The sequence below is a fragment of the Stenotrophomonas sp. VV52 genome (genome assembly GCF_002893095.1).
GTDB classification, from domain to species: Bacteria; Pseudomonadota; Gammaproteobacteria; order Xanthomonadales; family Xanthomonadaceae; genus Stenotrophomonas; species Stenotrophomonas aracearum.
Genome location: NZ_PKQQ01000010.1, coordinates 73,011 through 93,479 on the forward strand (window position 1 = coordinate 73,011; position 20,469 = coordinate 93,479).

Annotated in this window: 17 protein-coding genes; 7 read left to right on the forward strand and 10 right to left on the reverse strand. The window is 68.5% G+C overall.

The features are described 5' to 3' along the window. Positions 1-46: 46 nt before the first annotated feature. From C2U58_RS15700 to C2U58_RS15715, 4 genes are all read right to left on the reverse strand, one after another. Entirely contained in the window at positions 47-769 is a 723-nt protein-coding gene (locus tag C2U58_RS15700) for a pseudouridine synthase (RefSeq protein ID WP_102946714.1), read from the reverse strand. Between the two features lie 37 nt (positions 770-806). Further along, positions 807-2,408 carry a diguanylate cyclase gene (locus tag C2U58_RS15705; RefSeq protein ID WP_102946715.1) on the reverse strand — a complete coding sequence of 534 codons (1,602 nt, stop codon included), beginning with the start codon at positions 2,406-2,408 and terminating at the stop codon, positions 807-809. Between the two features lie 171 nt (positions 2,409-2,579). Then, positions 2,580-4,994, reverse strand: a complete 2,415-nt coding sequence (locus C2U58_RS15710; RefSeq protein WP_102946786.1) for an EAL domain-containing protein — start codon at positions 4,992-4,994, stop codon at positions 2,580-2,582. 112 nt (positions 4,995-5,106) lie between these two features. Further along, positions 5,107-7,038: a DEAD/DEAH box helicase gene (locus tag C2U58_RS15715; protein ID WP_102946716.1), complete on the reverse strand. Its 1,932-nt coding sequence runs from the start codon at positions 7,036-7,038 to the stop codon at positions 5,107-5,109. A gap of 236 nt (positions 7,039-7,274) precedes the next feature. On the opposite strand from C2U58_RS15715, the gene C2U58_RS15720 reads away from it, so the two are divergent. Beyond that, complete coding sequence (locus C2U58_RS15720) at positions 7,275-7,505, forward strand: RNA-binding S4 domain-containing protein (RefSeq protein WP_070208654.1); 231 nt, start codon at positions 7,275-7,277, stop codon at positions 7,503-7,505. Here the strand turns inward: C2U58_RS15720 and ubiM are convergent. The 4 genes from ubiM to C2U58_RS15740 form a co-directional block, all read right to left on the reverse strand. Then, positions 7,502-8,698: a 5-demethoxyubiquinol-8 5-hydroxylase UbiM gene (gene ubiM / locus C2U58_RS15725; RefSeq protein WP_253256762.1), complete on the reverse strand. Its 1,197-nt coding sequence runs from the start codon at positions 8,696-8,698 to the stop codon at positions 7,502-7,504. The two genes, C2U58_RS15720 and ubiM, sit on opposite strands and share 4 nt — an antisense overlap. An 88-nt stretch (positions 8,699-8,786) precedes the next feature. Next, on the reverse strand, positions 8,787-9,188 hold the full coding sequence (locus C2U58_RS15730; RefSeq protein WP_102946718.1) for an MAPEG family protein: 402 nt from the start codon (positions 9,186-9,188) through the stop codon (positions 8,787-8,789). 18 nt (positions 9,189-9,206) lie between these two features. Beyond that, a complete protein-coding gene (locus tag C2U58_RS15735; protein WP_102946719.1) occupies positions 9,207-9,746 on the reverse strand; it encodes a DUF4019 domain-containing protein in 540 nt (179 codons plus the stop codon). Positions 9,747-9,807: 61 nt separating this feature from the next. Further along, positions 9,808-10,950 (reverse strand): hypothetical protein, encoded by a 1,143-nt coding sequence (locus tag C2U58_RS15740; RefSeq protein WP_253256765.1) that lies wholly within the window; start codon positions 10,948-10,950, stop codon positions 9,808-9,810. 158 nt (positions 10,951-11,108) lie between these two features. On the opposite strand from C2U58_RS15740, the gene C2U58_RS15745 reads away from it, so the two are divergent. From C2U58_RS15745 to C2U58_RS15755, 3 genes are read left to right on the forward strand one after another with little or no spacing between them, the layout of a single operon-like run. Continuing rightward, on the forward strand, positions 11,109-12,566 hold the full coding sequence (locus C2U58_RS15745; RefSeq protein WP_102946721.1) for a DNA-3-methyladenine glycosylase 2: 1,458 nt from the start codon (positions 11,109-11,111) through the stop codon (positions 12,564-12,566). Positions 12,567-12,570: 4 nt separating this feature from the next. After that, positions 12,571-13,062 (forward strand): methylated-DNA--[protein]-cysteine S-methyltransferase, encoded by a 492-nt coding sequence (locus C2U58_RS15750; RefSeq protein WP_102946722.1) that lies wholly within the window; start codon positions 12,571-12,573, stop codon positions 13,060-13,062. Between the two features lie 52 nt (positions 13,063-13,114). Next, a complete protein-coding gene (locus C2U58_RS15755; protein WP_102946723.1) occupies positions 13,115-14,374 on the forward strand; it encodes an ectonucleotide pyrophosphatase/phosphodiesterase in 1,260 nt (419 codons plus the stop codon). Positions 14,375-15,035: 661 nt separating this feature from the next. Here the strand turns inward: C2U58_RS15755 and C2U58_RS15760 are convergent. Together C2U58_RS15760 and C2U58_RS15765 are read right to left on the reverse strand one after the other, a co-directional pair. After that, positions 15,036-15,218: a 30S ribosomal protein THX gene (locus C2U58_RS15760; protein ID WP_070208646.1), complete on the reverse strand. Its 183-nt coding sequence runs from the start codon at positions 15,216-15,218 to the stop codon at positions 15,036-15,038. A 108-nt stretch (positions 15,219-15,326) separates the two neighbouring features. Further along, complete coding sequence (locus tag C2U58_RS15765) at positions 15,327-15,740, reverse strand: MerC domain-containing protein (protein WP_102946724.1); 414 nt, start codon at positions 15,738-15,740, stop codon at positions 15,327-15,329. Between the two features lie 160 nt (positions 15,741-15,900). On the opposite strand from C2U58_RS15765, the gene C2U58_RS15770 reads away from it, so the two are divergent. The 3 genes from C2U58_RS15770 (at position 15,901) to C2U58_RS15780 (ending at position 20,464) form a co-directional block, all read left to right on the forward strand. Beyond that, on the forward strand, positions 15,901-18,087 hold the full coding sequence (locus tag C2U58_RS15770) for a TonB-dependent receptor (protein ID WP_102946725.1): 2,187 nt from the start codon (positions 15,901-15,903) through the stop codon (positions 18,085-18,087). 152 nt (positions 18,088-18,239) lie between these two features. Beyond that, positions 18,240-18,806: a TetR/AcrR family transcriptional regulator gene (locus tag C2U58_RS15775; RefSeq protein ID WP_102946787.1), complete on the forward strand. Its 567-nt coding sequence runs from the start codon at positions 18,240-18,242 to the stop codon at positions 18,804-18,806. Next, complete coding sequence (locus C2U58_RS15780; protein ID WP_102946788.1) at positions 18,803-20,464, forward strand: MFS transporter; 1,662 nt, start codon at positions 18,803-18,805, stop codon at positions 20,462-20,464. The genes C2U58_RS15775 and C2U58_RS15780 overlap by 4 nt, the downstream gene beginning before the upstream one ends. The last annotated feature ends 5 nt before the right edge of the window (positions 20,465-20,469 follow it).

The window sequence follows — 20,469 nt, forward strand, 5'->3', positions numbered from 1 at the left end:
AGCTGGGCACAGCTTAGCCCGTCCCCGGTTACCGGCAAGTGCAGGCTTACCAGTCCAGCTGCTTGGGCAGCAGGCCCTTCAACTCGGCGTCGGTCAGGTTGCGCCACTGCCCGGGCTTGAGCGCGCCCAGCTTGACGTTGTCGATCCGCACCCGGCGCAGCTGGGTCACGCGGTAGTCGAACGCGGCGGCCATCAAGCGGATCTGCCGGTTCAGGCCCTGCTGCAGCACGATCCGGAAGCCGAACTTGGCGATGCGCGAGGTCCGGCACGGCAGCGTGGTTTCGTCGCGGATGCGCACGCCGCGGGCCATGCCACGCAGGAACTCATCGGTCACCGGCTTGTTCACCGCCACCATGTATTCCTTCTGGTGGTTGTTCTCGGCGCGCAGGATCTGGTTGACGATGTCGCCGTTGCTGGTCATCAGGATCAAGCCTTCGGAGTCCTTGTCCAGGCGGCCGACCGGGAAGATGCGCTGCTCGTGGCCGACGAAGTCCACGATGTTCCCCTTCACGGCGCTTTCGGTGGTGCAGGTGATGCCCACCGGCTTGTTCAGCGCGATGTACACATGGCGGCGGCCGCCGGCCTTTTTCGCTTCGCGGGCGCGCAGCGGCTGGCCGTCGACCAGCACCATGTCGCCCTCGCCGACCACCGCCCCGGTCCCGGCCGGGCGGCCGTTGACGGTGACGCGGCGCTCGCCGATCAGGCGGTCGGCTTCACGCCGGGAGCAGAAGCCGGTTTCGGCGATATGTTTGTTGAGTCGGGTTGTCATCGCGCCATTATCCGGCAAAAGCCGGCCCGGCGCGGGTTCAGGCAATCAGCGGGTCGTCGGCGGTCAGCGGCTGTTCGCCGTCGCAGACCTGGTCGCGGCCGGCGCGCTTGGCCCGGTACATGGCATGGTCGGCCCGCCGCAGTAGTCCGGCCAGGTCGTCACGACCCGGTCGCAGTGCGGCCAGCCCGATGCTCACGGTCACGTTGAGCCCGGCGATGCCCAGCGGCGCGGCGACCGACGCCATCTGCAGGCGCACATTTTCCAGCCGCGCCAGCGCCGCGCCGTGCGAGGCCCCCGGCAGCAGCACCAGGAATTCCTCGCCGCCCATGCGGATCACGTCGTCCTGCACCCGCACCGCGCCGCGCAGGCCACGCGCCACCGCCACCAGCACCTGGTCGCCCACGTCGTGGCCGAAGCGGTCGTTGATGTCCTTGAACAGGTCGATGTCGAGGAAGCCGATCGCCAGCGGCTGCTGCTCGGCGCCGGCGCGTTCCAGGTGTCGGGCCAGCAGGTGCAGGCCGTGGCGGCGGTTGGGCAGCCCGGTCAGCGCATCGGTGTCGGCCAGCTGGCGCATTTCGTCGCGCTGCTGGCGCAGCCGGCCCAGGCGCAGGTTGAGCGCATAGGCGGCCATCATCAGGAACCAGGTGGCCGACAGCTGCAGCGCCTCGATCCGGTAGGAGGTCAACCACTGCGCCTGCGCCGCGTCGGCGAGAATCAGGATCCACCACGGGGCCAATGCAAGCAGTCCGGTCAGGGCGTAGCCGTCGCGCTTGAACAGCGCCCACAGCCCCACGCCCAGGCAGGCAATGCAGCCCAGTATGAACACCAGTTCCAGCGCTGCCGCCATCCGAACCAGTCCGGTCACGCCCAGCCAAGGCACGCAGAGGCCGGCGCCGATCAACGCCCACAGCACCACGCGCTGCCCGTTGCGCGAGCCCGGCCACAGCCGCGCGCCGCCATTGAGCCGCCACAGCACCGGCAGCAGCAGGGCCAGCACCATCGCGGTCAGGCCGACCAGCCACCACGAGGCGCGGTCATGCACCGGCAGCCACGGCTCGGGATAGCCGCTCAATCCGCCCAGCACCGCCTGCCACAGCACGAACACCAGGCAGATCGAGACGTAATAGAGGAAGGTGCGGTCGCGCGCGGTGGCAAACCCCATCAACGCCGACAGCGCCAGCGCGATCGCCACCGCGATGCAGGCCGCGCGTACCAGCAGGCGCGCGGTGTCGTTCTGCTGCACCGGGCTGGGCGCGCCCAGCCGGACCGTGGGAATCCAGCGCGGTTTGAGCGGAGTAGCCCAGGACACCACGATCGGTTCGCGTTCGCCGGCCTTGGGCACCACTACCATGCCCACGCCGGCGCGGAAGCGCGAGTCGCGGGTGCGCGCGTCGTGCATGTTGCCGCAGATCACGCGGTCGCCGTGGCTGATGCGGACTTCGCCGGTCAACACGCCGAACACATCCACCGCCTGCGGTGCACCCGACCAGCCCTCGGCCGGCGCCGGGATCGACAGGATGTCCTGGTGCCGGGCCAGCACTTCCGGCGGACAGGCACGCTGCGGGGTCTGGTCGGACGTGGCCGCGCCCAGCAGCAGCACATCGCGCCCGACCTGGGCGGTGCCGGCCAGCGCGGTCATCGACAGCAGCAGGCACAGCAGTCCGACCAGCCAGCCGATCCCTGTTCCGGTTCCCCGCCACCTGCCGTTGCTGCGCCTCACTCCACCACCCTGTTGCCGTCCCCCGCTACGCACATCGCGCCGCGTCCCCGGCGGCATTATCGCAAGAAGCCCGGGCGCGCGCGTGACCGTTCAGGACAGCCGCCCGGACGCGCTCGGCGCTTCCCGCCACAACGAGGGCTGGGTCAGCTTTTCCAGCGGCATCGGCCGCTCGATCGCATAGCCCTGCAGGCCTTCCACGCCCAGCGCCTGCAGCTGGCGGGCCACCTCTTCGGTCTCCACCCATTCGGCCACCACGCTCATGTGCAGTTCGCGGCCAATCTCGGTAATCGCGCGCACGGTGGCACGGCTGACCGGGTCGACGTCCATGTCGCGCACGAACACGCCGTCGATCTTGAGCATGTCCGCCGGCAGCTGGCGCAGATAGCCGAATGAGGACAGCCCGGAGCCGAAGTCGTCCAGCGCCACCCGGCAGCCGCGCGCCTTTACGCCCTCGACGAAGCTCCGCGCCTGCTCCAGGTTGCTGATCGCGGCGGTTTCAGTGATCTCGAAACACAGCTTGCGGGCCAGGCCGCGGTTGCGTTCCAGCAGGTCGCAGACGAAGGCCAGGAAGCTGGGTTCGGCGATGGACTGCGCCGACACGTTCACGTTGCACAGGCCCAGCCGCTGCACATGCGCCGGACACAGCTGCAGGTGGCGGAACAGCAGGCCGAGCACGTTCCGGTCCAGCGCCATGCCCATGCCGTAGCGCTCCACCGCCGGCATGAAGTCGCCCGGCCCGTGCAGCTGGCCGTCTGTTCCGCGCATGCGCACCAGTACTTCGTAATGCAGGAACCCGGGGTCGCCGACCTGCTCGATCCGCTGCGCGTACAGGAGCATGCGGTTCTCGGCGATCGCACTGGAGACATGGGCCAGCCGGTCGGCCTCGGCCAGCCGCTCTTCCAGCGCCATGCGGTTTTCGTTGAAGAGGTGCACGCGGTTGCGCCCGGCCTGCTTGGCTGCGTAACAGGCACTGTCGGCCGCGCTCATCAGCCAGTTGACATCGGCCACGTCGGCGTCGATCTCGACCACGCCGATGCTGCAGCTGACCTTGGGCGTGCCGTCGTCGCGCTGGAACCCGGCCTGGCCCAGGTTGCGCGCGATCCGCTGCAGCACCTGCCTGGCTTCTTCCTGGCGCGCCCCGCGCAGGAACAGTGCGAACTCGTCGCCGCCCATGCGGCCGACCCAGTCGCCTTCGCGCACCGCACCTTCCAGGTAGTCGGCGAACCCGCGCAGCAGCTGGTCGCCGGCGGCATGGCCCAGCCCGTCGTTGACCAGCTTGAAGTAGTCCAGGTCCAGGTAGCACAGGCTGTGGGTGCCGCCGTGGCTGCGCACGTCGAGCAGGGCCAGCTCCAGCAGGCGTTCGATCTCGCGGCGATTGATCAGGCCGGTCAGCGGATCGTGGCTGGCATGGTGTTCCACTTCACGGGCCAGCGCGTGGTTCTGCGACACGTCTTCGATGATCGCGAACACGGTGGGCTCGCGGCCGGGGCTGCGCACCAGGGTGCCGCTCCAGCGCCCCCAGAGCAGGCCACCGTCGGCACGCAGGAAGCGCAGCTCACCGGGGCGCAGCTGGCGGATCCAGTCGATGCCCTCGGCCTCGTCCAGCACCAGCTCGCCGTCCACCAGCAGTTCCGGCAGCTCCATGCCAAGCAGCTCGTCGCGCCGGTAGCCGAGGATGTCGGCCACCGCCTGGTTGGCTTCGACGATGCCACCGGCGTGGTCGAGTTTGAGCATGCCTACCGTGGCCTGGTAGAACGCGGCGCGGAAGCGGCTTTCCTGTTCGATCAGGTCGTGCCGGACACGGCGCGCCAGCAGTACCGCCACCAGCGTGATCAACAGCACCGACAACCCGGCCACGACCAGCGTGGCGATGCGCACGATGGACGCGGTGTTGAGCAGCGCCAGCGAGAAGGCACGGGCCTGCGCCTGCAGGCTGCGGTCCAGCGCCTGCAACTGCACCAGCAAGGCGTCGCGCAGGGCGGGCTCCGGGCTGCCGTCGGCCTTGTTGGCGTGTGCGGTCCGGGCTATCTCCTCCATCTGGGCCAGGCCGTGGTCGGTCTGCCGCCATACGCGGACGGCGTCCTGGAAATAGCCCATCCTGCCCAGGTACTGGAACGAAAGGATCAGCCGGTTGATATCGCTCGGGGCATTGCCCCCCTGCAGAAACCCCTGCCGCGCGCGCGCAATGTCCGGTGGGTTCTGCTCCAGCGCGCGCCGCGCCTCCAGGTCGCCCAGCGGCACCTGCAATGCCGAGCGGGCTTCGGCCAGCGCCGACGGGTTGCCGGAGGTGATGTAACGCTCCAGCGCGAAAGTCGCGTGCTGCTGGCTGCGCGACCAGTGGCTCTGGCCGACGATCCACGCGGTGGACGCCGCCTGCAGTTCCTGGACCAGCGCCGACAATCCCACCAGCCCGATCGCCATGCCGGTGAGCAGCACGAAGCGCAGGGTCAAGCCCCGCGTGACATGCGGTACTGCGGCACTGCCCATGTCACTGCTGCGTCCCAGCATCAGATCCCTCCGGCGCCATGGTGATCAGAGCATAACCCTGCACCGTGAGGCTGGTGCAAACAACAACGCCAGCCCGAAGGCTGGCGTTGTTGGGAAGATCGCTGGACGATCAGCCGTTGCGCGGACCGCGCGGCTTGAAGCCGTCGCGGCGCGGCGGGCGGTCGTTGCCGCCCGGACCGCCGCGGTGGCCACCCGGGCCGCCCGGCTTGCCGCCACGGCCGAACTTCGGCTTGAACGGCGGGCGCGCCGACGGGGTCAGGTCTTCGCCCGGCTCGACCTTGCGCATCTGAAGCTGCTGGCCCGACACCCACACCTTCTTCAGGTGGGTGAGCAGGTCGCCCGGCATTTCGGCCGGCAGGTCCAGGATCGAGAAGTCGTCATGGATGTCGATGCGGCCGATGAAGCGGCTTTCCAGGCCGGCTTCGTTGGCGATGGCGCCGACGATGTTGCCCGGCTTGACGCCATGCACGTGGCCCACTTCGATGCGGAAGGTTTCCATGCCCTGCTCGGCCGGACCACGCGGGGCGATGTCACGGCGCGGCGCGCGTTCGAAGCCACCGTCGTTGTTGCCGAAATCGCGTTCCGGGCGCGGGCCGCGGTCGTCTTCACGACGCGGGCCACGCTCGAAGCGCGGTTCGAAACGGGCCGGGCGCTCGCCACGGTCGTTGCGGTCGTTGCTGCGCGGGGCACGCTCTTCACGCGCGCCACGCACCGGCGGGGTCAGCAGGAACGGGGCGTCGCCCTGCAGAAGCTTGGCCAGCGCAGCGGCAATCTCGATAGCCGGCACGTTCTTCTCGCCTTCCAGGCGCTGCAGCAGGTCGCGGTAGAACTCGGTACCGCCGGCATCGAGTGCGTCGCTGATGCGGCTCATGAACTTGCTGATGCGCGTGTCGTTGACTGCATCCACGCTCGGCAGTTGCATCTCTTCGATCGGCTGGCGGGTGGCGCGCTCGATCGCACGCAGCATGCCCTTCTCGCGCGGGGTGGCGAACAGGATTGCGTCACCGGTGCGGCCGGCACGACCGGTACGGCCGATGCGGTGCACGTAGCTTTCGGTGTCGTACGGAATGTCGTAGTTCAGCACGTGGCTGATGCGCTCCACGTCCAGGCCGCGCGCGGCCACGTCGGTGGCGACCAGGATGTCCAGCTTGCCTTCCTTGAGCTGGGCGATGGTGCGCTCGCGCTGCGCCTGCTGCATGTCGCCATTGATGGCGGCGGCGGCCAGGCCACGGGCCTGCAGCTTTTCGGCCAGTTCTTCGGTGGCGGCCTTGGTCCGCGCGAAGATGATCATCGCGTCGAACGGCTCCACTTCCAGGATGCGGGTCAGCGCGTCCAGCTTGTGCATGCCGCTCACCCACCAGTAACGCTGGCGGATGTTGGCCGAGGTGGTGGTCTTGGCCGCGATGGTGACTTCGGCCGGGTTCTGCAGGTAGGTCTGCGCGATGCGGCGGATCTGCGGCGGCATGGTCGCCGAGAACAGCGCGACCTGGCGGCTTTCCGGCAGCTTCTTGAGCACGGCTTCAACGTCGTCGATGAAGCCCATGCGCAGCATTTCGTCGGCTTCGTCCAGCACCAGCGTCTTCAGCTCGGACAGGTCCAGGGTGCCGCGGTCCAGGTGGTCGATGACCCGGCCCGGGGTGCCGACGATGACGTGCACGCCACGGCGCAGGGCCTGCAGCTGCTGGCCGTAGGGCTGGCCGCCGTACACCGGCAGCACGCGGAAGCCGGGGATCTTCGAGGAATAGGTCTGGAACGCCTCGGCGACCTGGATGGCGAGTTCACGGGTCGGCGCCAGCACCAGCACCTGCGGCTTGGTCTGGTTGAAATCGAGGTTGGACAGCACCGGCAGCGCGAAGGCGGCGGTCTTGCCTGTACCGGTCTGGGCCTGGCCGAGCACGTCGCGCCCTTCCAGCATGGCTGGAATGGTGGCGGCCTGGATCGGCGAGGGGGTTTCATAGCCGACGGCGGCCACGGCCTGCATCACAGCGTCGGACAGGCCGAGGTCTGCGAACAGCAGCGGCGCGGGGGATTCTTGGGACATGGGGAACTCCGAAGGCACTACCCTTCACAGGGCAGTGCGATACAAAAAAGGATGGTCCGCGCTTTGGGCGCCCTTTCTTATCGCGTGCCCTGGCGCTGCTCGGTCTGGAGGAGGATTCACTCGCTCAGGGCGGAATGATACCGCATGGATCCTGAACGACGTGTACAGATACGCGCAGGAACGCCGTCCTGGCGCACAATACGCGCCCTCTTCCGGCCCCCTAGGATACCCCTTCCATGCAGACCCTGGAATTCGAACTCGACCGCGACTACGTGGAACTGAAGCAGCTGCTGAAGCTGGCCGACCTGGTCACCAGCGGCGGCGAAGCCAAGACCGTGATCGGCGATGGCCATGTCACCGTTGATGGTGAAGTGGAGCTGCGCAAGGCCTGCAAGATCCGCGCAGGCCAGCAGGTCCAGTTCGGCGATACCGTGATCAACGTCATCGCCGACTCGGACGCCCCCTAACGCTGGGTCAGTTGCGCGGAGATCAGCTGCCGGAACGGGGTGACCCCCTGCGCCAGCCGCAGCCCGGCCCGGCGCAGCAGGCGCGCCGGCAGGCGGTCGTCGGTGTACAGCGTGGCGATCGCATTGGTCGCCTCGTACAGCGGCCGTGACGCCAGCCGGTGGCCGCGCTCGTAGCGGGCCAGCCCGGCCGGCGCGGCGATGTCGGTGCCCCGCTGCGCGGCGCGGCGCAGCACCTCGGCCAGCCGCTGCTGGCTCTGCAGCCCCAGGTTGAACCCATGCGCGGTGACCGGGTGCATGCCCACCGCGGCGTCGCCGATCAGCGCGCAGCGCTCGCCCACGAATGCGTTGGCGAACACGCCCACCAGCGGATACGCGATGGGCTTCGCCACCGGCGTCATCGCGCCCAGCCGATGTTCGAAGTATTCGCTGATCCGCTGCCCGAAGCCGGCCCCGTCCTGCGCCAGCAGTGCCTCGATTTCGCGCGGCGGCAGCGTGATCACCGCCGAGGCCTGGTCGCCGTTGAGCGGCAGCAGCGCCAGGGTGCGGCCATAGCCGAACCACTCCCACGCGGTGTGCTGGTGCGACACCTCGATCTGCATGCGGCAGACCAGCATCGACTTGCCGAAGTCGCGCATTCGCGCGCCGATGCCCAGCATGCGCCGGGTCGAGGAAAAGCGGCTGTCGGCCGCCACGACCAGCTTCGCGTGCAGTTCGCGGCCGTCGGCCAGGGTCACCGTGCTGTGGCGGGCGCCGGGCAGGATGCCACGCACGCTGCACTGGTCCAATATTTTCAGGTCGGCCTGGCCCTGCACGCTGTCCCACGCCGCGCGCCGGATCAGGTGGTTGGGCACCAGCCAACCGAGCTCGCCGCCATGCTTTTCACCGGCAGCAAAGGTCAACGCGAACGGGGAGCCGCCATCCATCACCCGCGCATCGCGCAGCGGCGAAATTTCAGCCCGATCGAGCCGGGCCCACAGGCCCAGCTGCTCCAGGATCTGGCGCGAGGCATGGGTCAGCGCGATCTCGCGGCCATCGAACGCGGCGTCGGCCAACGCCGCGCGCGGCTGCTGTTCAACGACCGTCACCTTCAGGCCCGTGCCGGCCAGCGCGCGGGCGAAACACAGCCCGGCCGGTCCGGCGCCAACCACCAGCACATCCACTGACTGCGCATCCATTCCGGGCGTGTCCGCCATGGTCCGTTATCCGATGTGGGTCCAGCTTCAAGCTTACCGCTGCAGCGGGTGGCCGCCCTTGATCTGGATCAGCCGCGTCGGCAACAGTTCACGCCAGGCCGTGCAGCAGGCGCCACAGCAACAGCACGACGCCCGCCATCGACACCAGCCACACCAGGCTGCGTACGTACGGAATGCCTGCAGCGTAGAGCGGCAGGTAGACCACCCGTGCCCAGAAATACAGCTGCACCGCCAGCGCGGTGGTCGCGTCCTGGCGCTGGGTCAGCACCACCGCGAGCACGGCGGCGGCGAAGAACGCAAAGGTTTCCAGGAAATTGGACTGGGCGCGCTGCAGGCGCCCGGCCAGCAACCCCGGAGGCGGTGGGGTGCCGTCGCGTGCCGACGCGTTCCACGCCGTGCCGCGTTCGCGGGTGACCGCCGCAGCGGCCAGCATCACCTGCATCAGGCCGAGCACGATGGCCCAGCCCAGCATCTGGATTTCGATACCCATGCGATGTTCCTCGTGGTGTCAGGGAGCGGCGGCGCGCACGCTGTAACCGGCCAGGCGCCAGACCTTGTCTTCGTCCAGGCGGAACGAGACAAGTTCACGCACCGGCTGGGCATTGTTGGCAAACCGGGTGGGGAAGCTGACGTTGATGTACAGGCCCTCGGGCACCGTGGCGCCGGGCGCGTACTTGACCCGGGTCACCACCGGCGTACCGCGCGACTGCAACGCGCCGAGGCGGGTGCGGTCGGCCGCCAGCTGGCTCACGAAGGCCTGCTCGGTGACCGACTTGCGGGCGATGGCCGAGGCGCCCTTCCAGGCTTCAGCTGCCCGGTTGGTATCCACCAGCTGGGCGACCTTCAGGCCGGCGGCGGCCATTTCGGCGTCCTGCTTCTGCACCTGGGCCTGCTGCTGCGGGGTGAGCGCGGGACGTGCCGGCGCAGCCGGAGCGGTCGGCGCGGACGCCGCCGGGCGTGCGGGCGCCGGGGCCGGGGTGGCCGGCGGCGGGGTCTGGGCCAGGGCAACGGCCGGAAGCAACAGCGACAGCAGCAGCGGAACGCGCATCGGGACACCGTCAGTGGCAGTGGACTACGGGCCAGTGTAAGGGAATCCCGTGAGCGGTCCGTCAGTTGCGTTCGGCCGCCTCCGACGCCGGCTGCTCGGCATCGCTGGCGGTACGCTCGGCGACCGCGTCGCGCGGCTTGTCGCTCGGCGGCAGCAGGATCGATACATCGATTTCCGACAACGGACTTTCATCCGGGCAGGTCGCATCCGGGAAGCCGTAGCGCTGCTTGAGGGTCTGGCCGCACCGGGTGATCGCCTCCAGCTCGCTGCCCTCGCGCTTGCAGTCCTGGTCGAACGCCACCAGGAACGCGTCCTTGCGGCGCACGAAATCGTCGCCGCACTTGCGCATCTGCTTGATGCGTTCCAGGTCGTCCTGCACCGCGTTGGTGCCGTCCAGGCCGAACTGGCGCAGCTCGTCGCTGCTGAGCAGGCGCAGGCTGCGGTTGGGCACGGTCATCATCAGGTCGGCCACGCCCACCGCCACGCCGTTGCGTTGCAGGTAATCCTTGACGTTGTCGTAGACCTCGTGGAGCTCGCGGTTGAGTTCGGCACGCGAGGTGGCCTTCGAACTGATCCGCATCATGCGGTGTATGCCGACCTTGCCCGACACCAGCCGGTTGTCGCCGGCGGCCAGCACGAACACGCAGGCACTGTGGCAGACCGAGCCTTCGCGTACCCAGATGGTCCAGTTCGACTCGCCGATGCGGTCGCCGGCGACGATCGCCGCTTCCACCTGCCCGCCGCTGGAATCCAGGTCAAGGATGCGCCGCGACACATGCTGCGCCTCGGCCACCAGCGCCACGCGCGCCACCAGTTCGGTGAAGCCGGGATTGATCTTGCCGGCGTAGCGCAGGCGCAGCAGGCCGCGTTCGACGCAGGGGCCTATGGCGGTTTCCAGGCTGGCGCGGTCGAGCGCTTCCAGCGGCGCGCCGTCGCCGGCCGCGTCGGCATATTCGGTGTCGCAGCTGATCCACGCCTTGCCGTTGTCCAGCATCACCTCTGGCCAGCCTTGTTCGCCGCGCTTGGGCGGTAGCGCGGGTGCCGGCGGTGCGTCGGCGGCGTTGAACGACACCATGTGGTCGCCGTCGGCGGTCTGCGCGCGTACCGCCTTGTCGGCCGCAGTGACGTTGCCGGGGTTTTCCAGCTGGCTGCAGGCAGCCAGCCAAAGGCAAAGGAGCAGTGACACCGCGTACGACTTGAACACCATGAATCCCCGGATCCCGATTACTGGCGTGCCGGATGCGGCACGTGGACCCACAGTCTAGTTCCGCCGGGGCGCTGCGCTGCAACCTGCCCTGAATCCCCCGCATAGGTGTCCGAAAATGGCGAGCGGCGGTGGGTCTCTGGGCCTATGCTGGCCCCATGAACGCCGCCCTGCCCCTGGACTACGCCGCCTGCGAAAGCGCCCGCCTGGCCCGCGATGCGCGCTTCGACGGGGTGTTCTTCACCGCCGTGCGCAGCACCGGGATCTACTGCCGCCCGGTCTGCCCGGCACCGGCGCCGAAACCGGCCAACGTGGACTACTACCCCACCGCCGCCGCAGCCGCTGCCGCGGGCTTCCGCCCATGCCTGCGCTGCCGCCCGGAACTGGCCCCGGAAGCGCAGGACGCGCTGAGCAACGAAACCCTGCAGCGCGCGCTCGCGCTGATCCACGACGGCTACCTGCAGGATGCGGCGGTCGGCGACCTGGCCGCGCGGCTGGGCCTGAGCGCGCGACAGCTGCAGCGCCTGTTCGTGGCCCGGCTCGGCGCCGCCCCGGCGCAGATCCATGCCACCCGGCGGCTGCTGCTGGCCAAGCAGCTGCTGACCGAAACCGCGCTGCCGGTCACCGACGTGGCGATGGCCGCCGGCTACAACAGCCTGCGCCGCTTCAACGCCGCGTTCGTGGAAGGCTGCGGCATGCCGCCCACTGCAATCCGCCGTCAACGCGGCACGCTGGCCGACGGCGCGCTTACGCTGCGCCTGGGCTACCGGCCACCGCTGGATTTCAGTGCGATGCTCGGGTTCCTGCGCCGGCGCTGCATTCCGGGCATCGAGCAGATCGATGACAGCAGCTACCAGCGCGTGATCGGGCCAGTCGAGCGCCCCTCGGTGATCCGCGTGACCGCCGATCCGCGCCGGCCCGAACTGCTGCTGCAGCTGGGCCAGGTCGACCCGCGCGCGATTCCGGGCATCGTGCGCCGGGTGCGGCGCATCTTCGACCTCGATGCCGATCTGCGCATCGTGCACGCCACCCTGGCGCAGGACCCGCTGCTGGCGCGCGGGATCGCGCAGCGCCCGGGACTGCGCGTGCCGGGTGGCTGGGACGGGTTTGAAGTGGCGGTGCGCGCGGTGCTCGGTCAGCAGGTCAGCGTCGCCGCGGCGATCACCCTGGCGCGTCGCGTGGTCGACCGCTTCGGCACCCCGCTGGAGGGCATGCCCGAGGGCCTGGACCGTCAGTTCCCGAGCCCGGCGCAGCTGGCCGAGGCGCCGCTGGGAAGCATCGGCCTGCCGCGCACGCGTGCGGCCACGGTGCGCGCGGTGGCCACGGCGGTCGCCGAAGGCCGCTTGGATTTCCATGCCGGCCAGCGCCTGGACAGTTTCATCGAACGCTGCGTGGCGCTGCCCGGGATCGGGCCGTGGACCGCGCACTACATCGCGCTGCGCGCGCTTGCGCTGCCCGATGCCTTCCCCGCCGGCGACCTGGTGCTGCAGCAGGTGCTCGGCGGCGACACCCGCCTGAGCGAACGCGCCACCGAGGCCCGTTCGCAGGCCTGGCGACCCTGGCGTGCCTACGCCGTACTGCACCTGTGGCATCTGGCCACGTCCGCTTCGGAGTAACCGCATGAACCTGCTCTACGACACCTTCGACAGTCCGATCGGCGCGCTCACCGTGGCCGGCGACAGCCAGGGCATCCACCACATCCTGTTCGAGAACAACCGCTACGACGCCAAGGGCCGCGCGCAATGGCAGCGCGATGCGAACGCGATGCGCGAGGCGCGCACGCAACTGCTGCAGTACCTGCGCGGCGAGCGCAGCGGCTTCGCGCTGCCGCTGGCGCCGCATGGTACGGCGTTCCAGCTGCGGGTATGGAAGGCGCTGGCCGACATTCCATTCGGTGAGACGTGGAGTTACGTGCAGCTGGCGCGCCATATCGGCCACCCCACCGCCAGCCGCGCGGTTGGCGCCGCCAACGGGCGCAATCCTTTGCCGATCGTGCTGCCTTGCCACCGCGTGATCGGCAGCAGCGGTGCACTCACCGGGTTCGGCGGCGGGCTGGAAACCAAGGCGGCGCTGCTGGAACTGGAGTCGCGCACGCAGCCGCTGTTCGCCTGACCGTGCCATTGGTTGTCTTCGCTGCGTCACTGCGGGCCACTATGATGGGCGGATGATTTCCGTCCGCCTTTCGCTGGCGCTTGCCGCCGCCCTCGCGTTGACCAGCTGTGCCAGCGCCCCGCCCACCCCGCCGGCCGCGGTTGCCGGTGCAGGCACCCTGGTCGCCGCGCACGCGCCGAAACTGCTGCTGGTGTCGATTGATGGCCTGCGTGCGGACAAGCTGGACAAGGGCATCACGCCGAACCTGTCGCGGATCGCGCAGGACGGCGTACGCGCACGGTGGATGACCCCGTCCTACCCGTCGCTGACCTTCCCGAACCACTACACCCTGGTGACCGGGCTGCGCCCGAACCACCACGGCATCATCCACAACAGCATGCAGGAGGAAGGCCTGGGCCGGTTCCAGGTGAACCTGCCCGCAGCGGTGACCGATTCGCGCTGGTGGGGCGGCGAACCGATCTGGGTAGGCGCGGAGAAGGCCGGGGTGCGCAGCGCGACGTGGTCGTGGCCGGGCAGCGAGGCTGCGATCCAGGGCGTGCGCCCCAGCCAGTGGCGGGTGTACAACGCCGACGTGCCGCTGGACGATCGGGTCGACCAGGTGCTGGGCTGGCTGTCGCAGACTGACAAGGACGCGCCGCGCCTGGTCACGCTGTACATGGAACAGGTGGACAAGGCCGGGCATCACTACGGCCCGGATTCGCAGGAATATGCGGCCGCGATCGTGGCGGTGGACGCGGCCATCGGCCGCCTGCTGGACGGCCTTGCTGCGCGTCGACTGGACACCGGCACGAACGTGATCGTGCTGTCCGACCACGGCATGGCGCAGGTGCCCGATGGCCAGACCATCGCGGTGGAAGACATGGTGGATCCGACGATCGCCACGAACATTTCCACGGGCCAGTCGATAGGTTTTGCGCCAATGCCGGGAAAGCAGGCCGCGGCCGAAAAGATCCTGCTGGGCAAGCACGCCACCTACGACTGCTGGACGCGGCAGACGCTGCCAGCACGTTGGGAATACGGCTCCAATCCGCGCATCCCGCCGATCATCTGCCAGATGCACGAAGGCTGGAACGCGCTGAAGCGCGAACGCCTGGCCAAGCGCGAACCGGGCGACCGCGGTTCGCACGGCTACGACAACGCCCTGCCCTCGATGCGCGCGGTGTTCATCGCGCACGGCCCTTCGTTCAAGCAGGGCGTTACGCTTCCCGCATTCGACAACGTCGACGTCTACCCGCTGACGACGCGCCTGCTGGGTATTCCTGCCGCCCCTAACGACGGAAACCCGGAAACCTTGCTGCCGGCGCTGCGGTAACGCCGGGCGGCTCGTTTAATTGCGTGCGATCACCTGGTGCCGGGCTGCGCCCGGCTTCACGCATTTGGGCGAACAACCCTGGGGTGCGCGGTTTCCCTGGCTTGGGCCGCCCGGTGCCGGTTTGCGGGGTCGCCGTGAACCCATCCATGGGGGCTACGCGGACGCCATCCATGGCGCCGAGTCCCCCGCAAACCGACACCGTGCGACCCTTCGACAGTTGGCCGGTGGCCACGGGAAACGCGGGTGTCGGCCGTTGGCCGACGTTGCGATACCGCGATTATTTCCATGCGTCACCGGACGCGGAGAATTTCACGGCGGTCGTTTGGGAATCGACCCTACCCAAGCGGGACCACCGAACGACCGCGCACCTGCGTAGGGGCACGCCATGCGTGTCTGCTTTTCCCAGCCGGACACGACCATGTATGGGGGCGGCCGCCGGGTAGCCCCCGGAGGGACGCTAGAAAACATGGATGTTTTCTAGCAGCCCCCATGGAAGGGTTCACGGCGTGTCCCGGAGCGGGGCTGCCCGGCGGCCGCCCCAGCACGTACAAATCGAGACGCTGCTTTCGAAGCGTCTCCACACACTAAGTCCGCACCAGCCCACGCGCAAAAAAAAACGCGGCGCAAGCGCCGCGTTTCTTCTTCAGGCGTTTGGCGAAACTCAGCCAGCCTTGGCAACAGCCTTCTTGGCCACGGCCTTTTTCGCCGGGGCCTTGGCCACGGTCTTCTTGGCGACCGGCGCAGCTGCGCCCACGGCCACCTTGCTCACCACATGCGAGCGCGAATTGCCGTAGCTGGCGTTGTAGCGCTTGCCCTTGGCGGTCTTGCGGTCACCCTTACCCATGTCGTCAACTCCTTAAGTCTGAATTCTGATTACCCCGTGCTGGCACGGGTTCGGCGGGCCCGTCTCTCAGACGCCCCCGCGCACGATCAAGAAGACTATCACAGCCCCTCAGTGCGCACAGCTCGCGTCGTGGACGTGCCCATGGTTCAAGCGCAGGTTGACCAGATGGGCCACGCCCACCAGCACCCCGCCCAGCGTCATCACCACCGCGTGCGGCACCGGCGCATGATGCAGCGGCCCATACAGCAGCCCCGCCCACAGCGCGGTCAGGCCCGGAATCAGGAAGCCCAGCGCGCGCAGCGCGCCGTGGCGGCGGTAACCCCACACCAGGCTGAACAGACCCAGCAGGGTCACGAAGCTCACCAGTGCCAGCTCCACCTCGTCACCCAGCCAAACGGACAGCCCCAGCGACGGCGCCGCGGCCAGAAGTACGGGCAGCACCGCACAGTGCACTGCACACAGCAGCGAGGCGGTGGAACCGAAACGATCCAGCAGATGGCGGAGGCGCGAGAGCAGGGGCATGACTTCCAGCAGGGCGGCGAAACGATATGGAATAATATAACATCAATCCCGACGCGCACTCCCTCCCCTGTCGTTTCCTGCCTCCACCCCCCACTTCTCCGGGGATCGGCGCGCCCCATGCTTGATACGTTATAACATTTGACTGACGGACCCTTCGACCATGCGTTCTTCCCGCTCCCTCACGCCGCACGCCCTCTCCCTGGCCCTCGCCGTGGCCCTGGTTCCCTCCCTGGCCATAGCCGCCGACGATGCCGGCGAACGTGACCACCACCTGACCGAACTGTCCGCAGTCAAGGTCACCGCCACCCCGCTGCAGGGCGATGCCGAATCGCTGGCGCGTCCGGTCGACGTGCTCGCCGGCGAACGCCTGGATGAACAAAAGGCCGGCACCCTGGGCGACACCGTGGCCAAGCTGCCCGGCGTGCAGAGCACCTTCTTCGGCCCCGGCGTCGGCCGCCCGATCATCCGCGGCCAGGAGGGCCCGCGCGTGGCCGTACTCTCCAATGGCATGGGCAACATGGATGCCTCCACCGTCAGCGCCGACCATGCCACCAGCATCGAACCGTTCCTGGCCGACCAGATCGAAGTGCTCAAGGGCCCGGCCACCCTGCTGTTCGGCAGCGGCGCCATCGGTGGTGCAGTGAACGTGGTGGACGGCCGCATCGCCCGCGACCTGCCCGACCGCCCGCTCAGCGGCCGCGCTGAACTGCGTGGCAACTCGGTCAACGACGAGCGCAGCGGCATGTTCCGGCTCGACGGCGTCAACGGCAACTGGGTGCTGCATGTCGACGGCCTGGTGCGCAACGGCGACGACTACCGCATTCCCGGCTACGCCGTGATCGACGGCCTCGAAGACCACAGCGGCCACGACCACGAAGAAGGCGACACCGACGAACCGCGTCGCGGCACCCTGGACAACAGCTCGATCCGCACCCGCGCCGGCGGCGTCGGCGCGACCTGGCTCGGCGAAGGCGGCTTCTTCGGCGCCTCGGCCAGCACCTACCGCACCAACTACGGCATTCCCAACGGCGCCCACGTGCACGCCGACGACGACCATGACCATGACCACGACCATGGCGACGAAGAGGAAGAAGGCGACGAGCACGACGTGCGCATCGACATGGTGCAGAACCGCTTCGAAGCCAAGGGCGGCATCTACAACCCGGTTTCGTTCCTGAAGAACATCAACCTGCGCACCGCCTACACCGATTACGAACACGTCGAACTCGAAGCCGGCACGCCCTCCACCCGCTTCACCAACCGCGGCATCGAAGGCCGCCTGGAAGCGGTGCAGCAGCAGATCGGCGGCTGGGACGGCGCGTTCGGCCTGCAGTTCGGCAACAGCGACTTCGGCGCCAAGGGCGAAGAAGCCTTCGTGCCCGACACCGGCACCCGCAACCTTGGCGTGTTCGTGCTGCAGGAAAAGCAGTTTGGTCCGTTCAAGCTCGAACTCGGCGGCCGCCACGACCAGGTCAAGCTCGACCCGACCGGCGACTACCGCGCGCGCACCTTCGACGCCACCAACCTGTCGGCAGCGGGCATCTGGAAGCTCAATGACGCGGTCGACCTGCGCTTTGGCGTGGACGGCTCCGAGCGTGCGCCCACCAACGAAGAGCTGTACGCCGCCGGTGCGCACATTGCCACCCGGTCGCTGGAAATCGGCGACGCCAACCTGAAGACCGAACGCGGCCAGCGCGTGGAGCTGGGCATCCACACCCACAGCGACCGCCTGGACTTCTCGGCCTCCATCTACCAGACCAAGTTCAAGGACTTCATCTACCTGGCCGACACCGGCGTGGTCGAAAGCCTGCCCGTGCGCCTGTGGACGCAGCAGGATGCCACCTTCAAGGGCGCCGAGGCCGAAGCGCTGGTGCACCTGTTCGAAGGCAACAGCGGCGACTGGGACCTGCGCGTGTTCGGCGACTACGTGAAGGCCGAACTGGATGGCAGCGGCAGCCGCACGGTCGACATCGCCGTGCCGCATGGCGACCACGACCACAACTACACCGTGGACCTGGCCAACAGCGGCTACCTGCCGCGCATCGCCCCGGCCCGCGTCGGTGCCGACCTACGCTGGTCGCGTGACGGCTGGCGCGCCTCGGTGGGCGCGGTGCGTTACAGCAGCCAGAAGGACACCGCCCAGAACGAAGAACCGAGCGCCGGCTACACCCTGGTCGACGCGCACTTCGCCTACCGCTGGGACCGCAGCGACAGCAACAGCTACGAGGTGTTCCTGGACGGCAACAACCTGACCAACCGCGAGGCCCGTGCCCACACCTCGCTGCTGCGCGACTACTCGCCGCTGCCGGGCCGTGGTGTCGCCTTTGGCATCCGCGCGTACTTCTGATTCCCGCTGGGGTCATGCTTGATCTTCGGGGGCCGCAAGGCCCCCGTTTTTTGTTGCCCTGAATTCACGCCTCGTTGACCATCCCCAGCCGCCTTATACCGGTAACGCCTGCCCCGGCTTCCATTACGGACATTCCTGTCCGAAAATAGCCCATGCAAAGTCAACGTGCCGATGCGGCTGCCCGCCGCGCCCTCATCCTGGATGCCGCCGATGCGGTGTTCGGCCAGCATGGCGTCACCGCACCGCTGGACCTGGTGGTGGAAAAGGCACAGGTCGGGCGCGCCACGCTGTACCGCAACTTCCCCGACCGCACCGCTCTGATCGAAGCGCTGCTGGATCGCACCGTGGCCAAAATCGCGCGACAGGTCGAGACCCTGGGCGACCGCGACGACGTACTGTTCGAAGTGCTGCAGGGCATGGCCTCACGGCTGGTGCATTCGCCGGCGCTGGCCGACTACTGGCGTGCGGTGGATCCGGACGAACCCAGCATCAAGGCTGCGCGGCAGACCGTGCACGCCCTGCTCAAGGTGCCGATCCAGCGCGCGATCGACGCCGGCCTGTGCCGCCCGGACCTGCAGGCGGCCGACATCTCGCTGATCTCCAGCATGCTCGGCGCCGCGCTGCGCGGCAAGACCAAGGACGAACGCGCACGGCTGGCCACGCGCGCCCTGCAGCTGCTGCGTGGAGGGCTGGGCGGGCAGGTCGACGGGAGCGGCTGATGCCCGAGTACCTCAAGCCGATTCCCGACTGGGAGGAACACGAAAAGCCGACCCTGCCCGGCTCCGCGTCAATGCCCTGGCATCCACCGCACCGCCGCCTGGCCTATGCGCTGGTCGCACTGCTGGTCGGCATCACCGGCGGCTTGGGCAGCGCGCTGGTCACCGCCAATCTGCCGTTCCTGCAGGGTCAGCTCGGGCTCACCCCGACCCAGGGCAGCTGGCTCGTGGCGGCCTATGCGATGGTCAACGTCACCGCCAACCTGCTCGCCTTCAAGTTCCGCCAGCAGTACGGCATCCGCCTGTTTGCCGAGATCGGCCTGGGGCTGTACGCCGCGCTGGCGGTGCTGCACCTGTTCGTGGGCAGTTTCGAAACCACCATGATGATGCGCGCGGCGAGCGGCTTTGCCGGCGCGGCCTGCAGCACACTCGGCACGTTGTACATGCTGCAGTCTTTGCCACGTCGCTTCACCGGCAACCTGCTGGTGATCGGCGTCGGCATTTCGCAGATGGCGGTGCCGATTGCCTGGCTGGTCTCGCCGGGCCTGATCGACACCGGGCAGTGGCATAACCTTTATCTGTTCGAAGCCGGGCTGGCGCTATGTGCGTTCGCGGCGGTGGTCATGCTGAAGCTGCCGCCCGGTGCACAGATCAAGGTATTCGAGCCGATGGATTTCGTCAGCTTCGCGCTGCTTGCCCCTGCGGTTGCGCTGCTTGTGGTGGTGCTCGCACAGGGCACCCTGCGCTGGTGGCTGGACACGCCGTGGCTGGGTTGGGCGTTGATCGCCTCGATCACACTGGGCACCGCCGGGCTGGTGGTGGAGCACTACCGACGCAATCCGCTGCTGCAGATCCGCTGGCTGGCCACCTTGCCGATGCTGCACTTCATCCTCGGCGCGTTCCTGCTGCGCTTCCTGACCACCGAGCAATCGTTCGGCGTGGTCGGACTGATGCGCCAGCTCGGCATGGGGCCTGACCAGATGCGACCGTTGTTCGCGGTCATTCTGGCCGGAGTGATCACCGGCATCGCGACCAGTTCGTTGACGTTTGGCCCGAAGCGGATCATCGCGCAGCTGCTGATGGCGATCCTGCTGCTGGGCACCGCCGCCCTGCTCGACCAGAGCCGCACCAGCCAGGACCGCCCGCACGACTTCTTCCTGAGCCAGTTCCTGGCGGCCATGGGCTCGGGCATGTTCATGGGCCCGCTGATCATGCTCGGCATCACCCAGGCGCTGAAACAGGGCACCGACCACATGATCACCTTCCTGGTCACGGTCTCGATCACCCAAACCCTGGGCGGGCTGGCCGGCTCTGCGCTGCTCGGCACCTACCAGGTCCACCGCGAGCAGGTCTATTCCAGCGCGCTGGTCAGCCAGCTCGACCCGGCCGACAACGTCGTTGCGCAGCGCCTGAAGCTGCAGCAGCAGGTGTACACCGCGCAGATCACCGACCCGGTGCAGCGCAGCGCGCAGGGCACCGCGCAGCTGGCCCAGGTGACCCGCCGCGAAGCCAACGTGCGCGGCTTCAATGACGTGTTCTCGCTCAGCGGGCGCGTTGCGCTCGGCTTCCTCGGCTGGCTGCTGCTGTTGTCGGTGCGCACCGCCGTGCTCAAGCAGTGGCGCAAGCGCCACCCGCGCCCTGTCCTTTCCCCTTCGCCCTGAGTCCC

Coding starts and splice junctions, on each gene's coding strand:
- C2U58_RS15720 (WP_070208654.1), top strand. CDS start 7,275: ATGCAGACCCTGGAATTCGAACTCGACCGCGACTACGTGGAACTGAAG.
- C2U58_RS15715 (WP_102946716.1), bottom strand. CDS start 7,038: ATGTCCCAAGAATCCCCCGCGCCGCTGCTGTTCGCAGACCTCGGCCTG.
- C2U58_RS15770 (WP_102946725.1), top strand. CDS start 15,901: ATGCGTTCTTCCCGCTCCCTCACGCCGCACGCCCTCTCCCTGGCCCTC.
- C2U58_RS15705 (WP_102946715.1), bottom strand. CDS start 2,408: ATGACCGCGCTGGCCGGCACCGCCCAGGTCGGGCGCGATGTGCTGCTG.
- C2U58_RS15765 (WP_102946724.1), bottom strand. CDS start 15,740: ATGCCCCTGCTCTCGCGCCTCCGCCATCTGCTGGATCGTTTCGGTTCC.
- C2U58_RS15755 (WP_102946723.1), top strand. CDS start 13,115: ATGATTTCCGTCCGCCTTTCGCTGGCGCTTGCCGCCGCCCTCGCGTTG.
- C2U58_RS15700 (WP_102946714.1), bottom strand. CDS start 769: ATGACAACCCGACTCAACAAACATATCGCCGAAACCGGCTTCTGCTCC.
- C2U58_RS15760 (WP_070208646.1), bottom strand. CDS start 15,218: ATGGGTAAGGGTGACCGCAAGACCGCCAAGGGCAAGCGCTACAACGCC.
- ubiM (WP_253256762.1), bottom strand. CDS start 8,698: ATGGCGGACACGCCCGGAATGGATGCGCAGTCAGTGGATGTGCTGGTG.
- C2U58_RS15750 (WP_102946722.1), top strand. CDS start 12,571: ATGAACCTGCTCTACGACACCTTCGACAGTCCGATCGGCGCGCTCACC.
- C2U58_RS15775 (WP_102946787.1), top strand. CDS start 18,240: ATGCAAAGTCAACGTGCCGATGCGGCTGCCCGCCGCGCCCTCATCCTG.
- C2U58_RS15730 (WP_102946718.1), bottom strand. CDS start 9,188: ATGGGTATCGAAATCCAGATGCTGGGCTGGGCCATCGTGCTCGGCCTG.
- C2U58_RS15745 (WP_102946721.1), top strand. CDS start 11,109: ATGAACGCCGCCCTGCCCCTGGACTACGCCGCCTGCGAAAGCGCCCGC.
- C2U58_RS15735 (WP_102946719.1), bottom strand. CDS start 9,746: ATGCGCGTTCCGCTGCTGCTGTCGCTGTTGCTTCCGGCCGTTGCCCTG.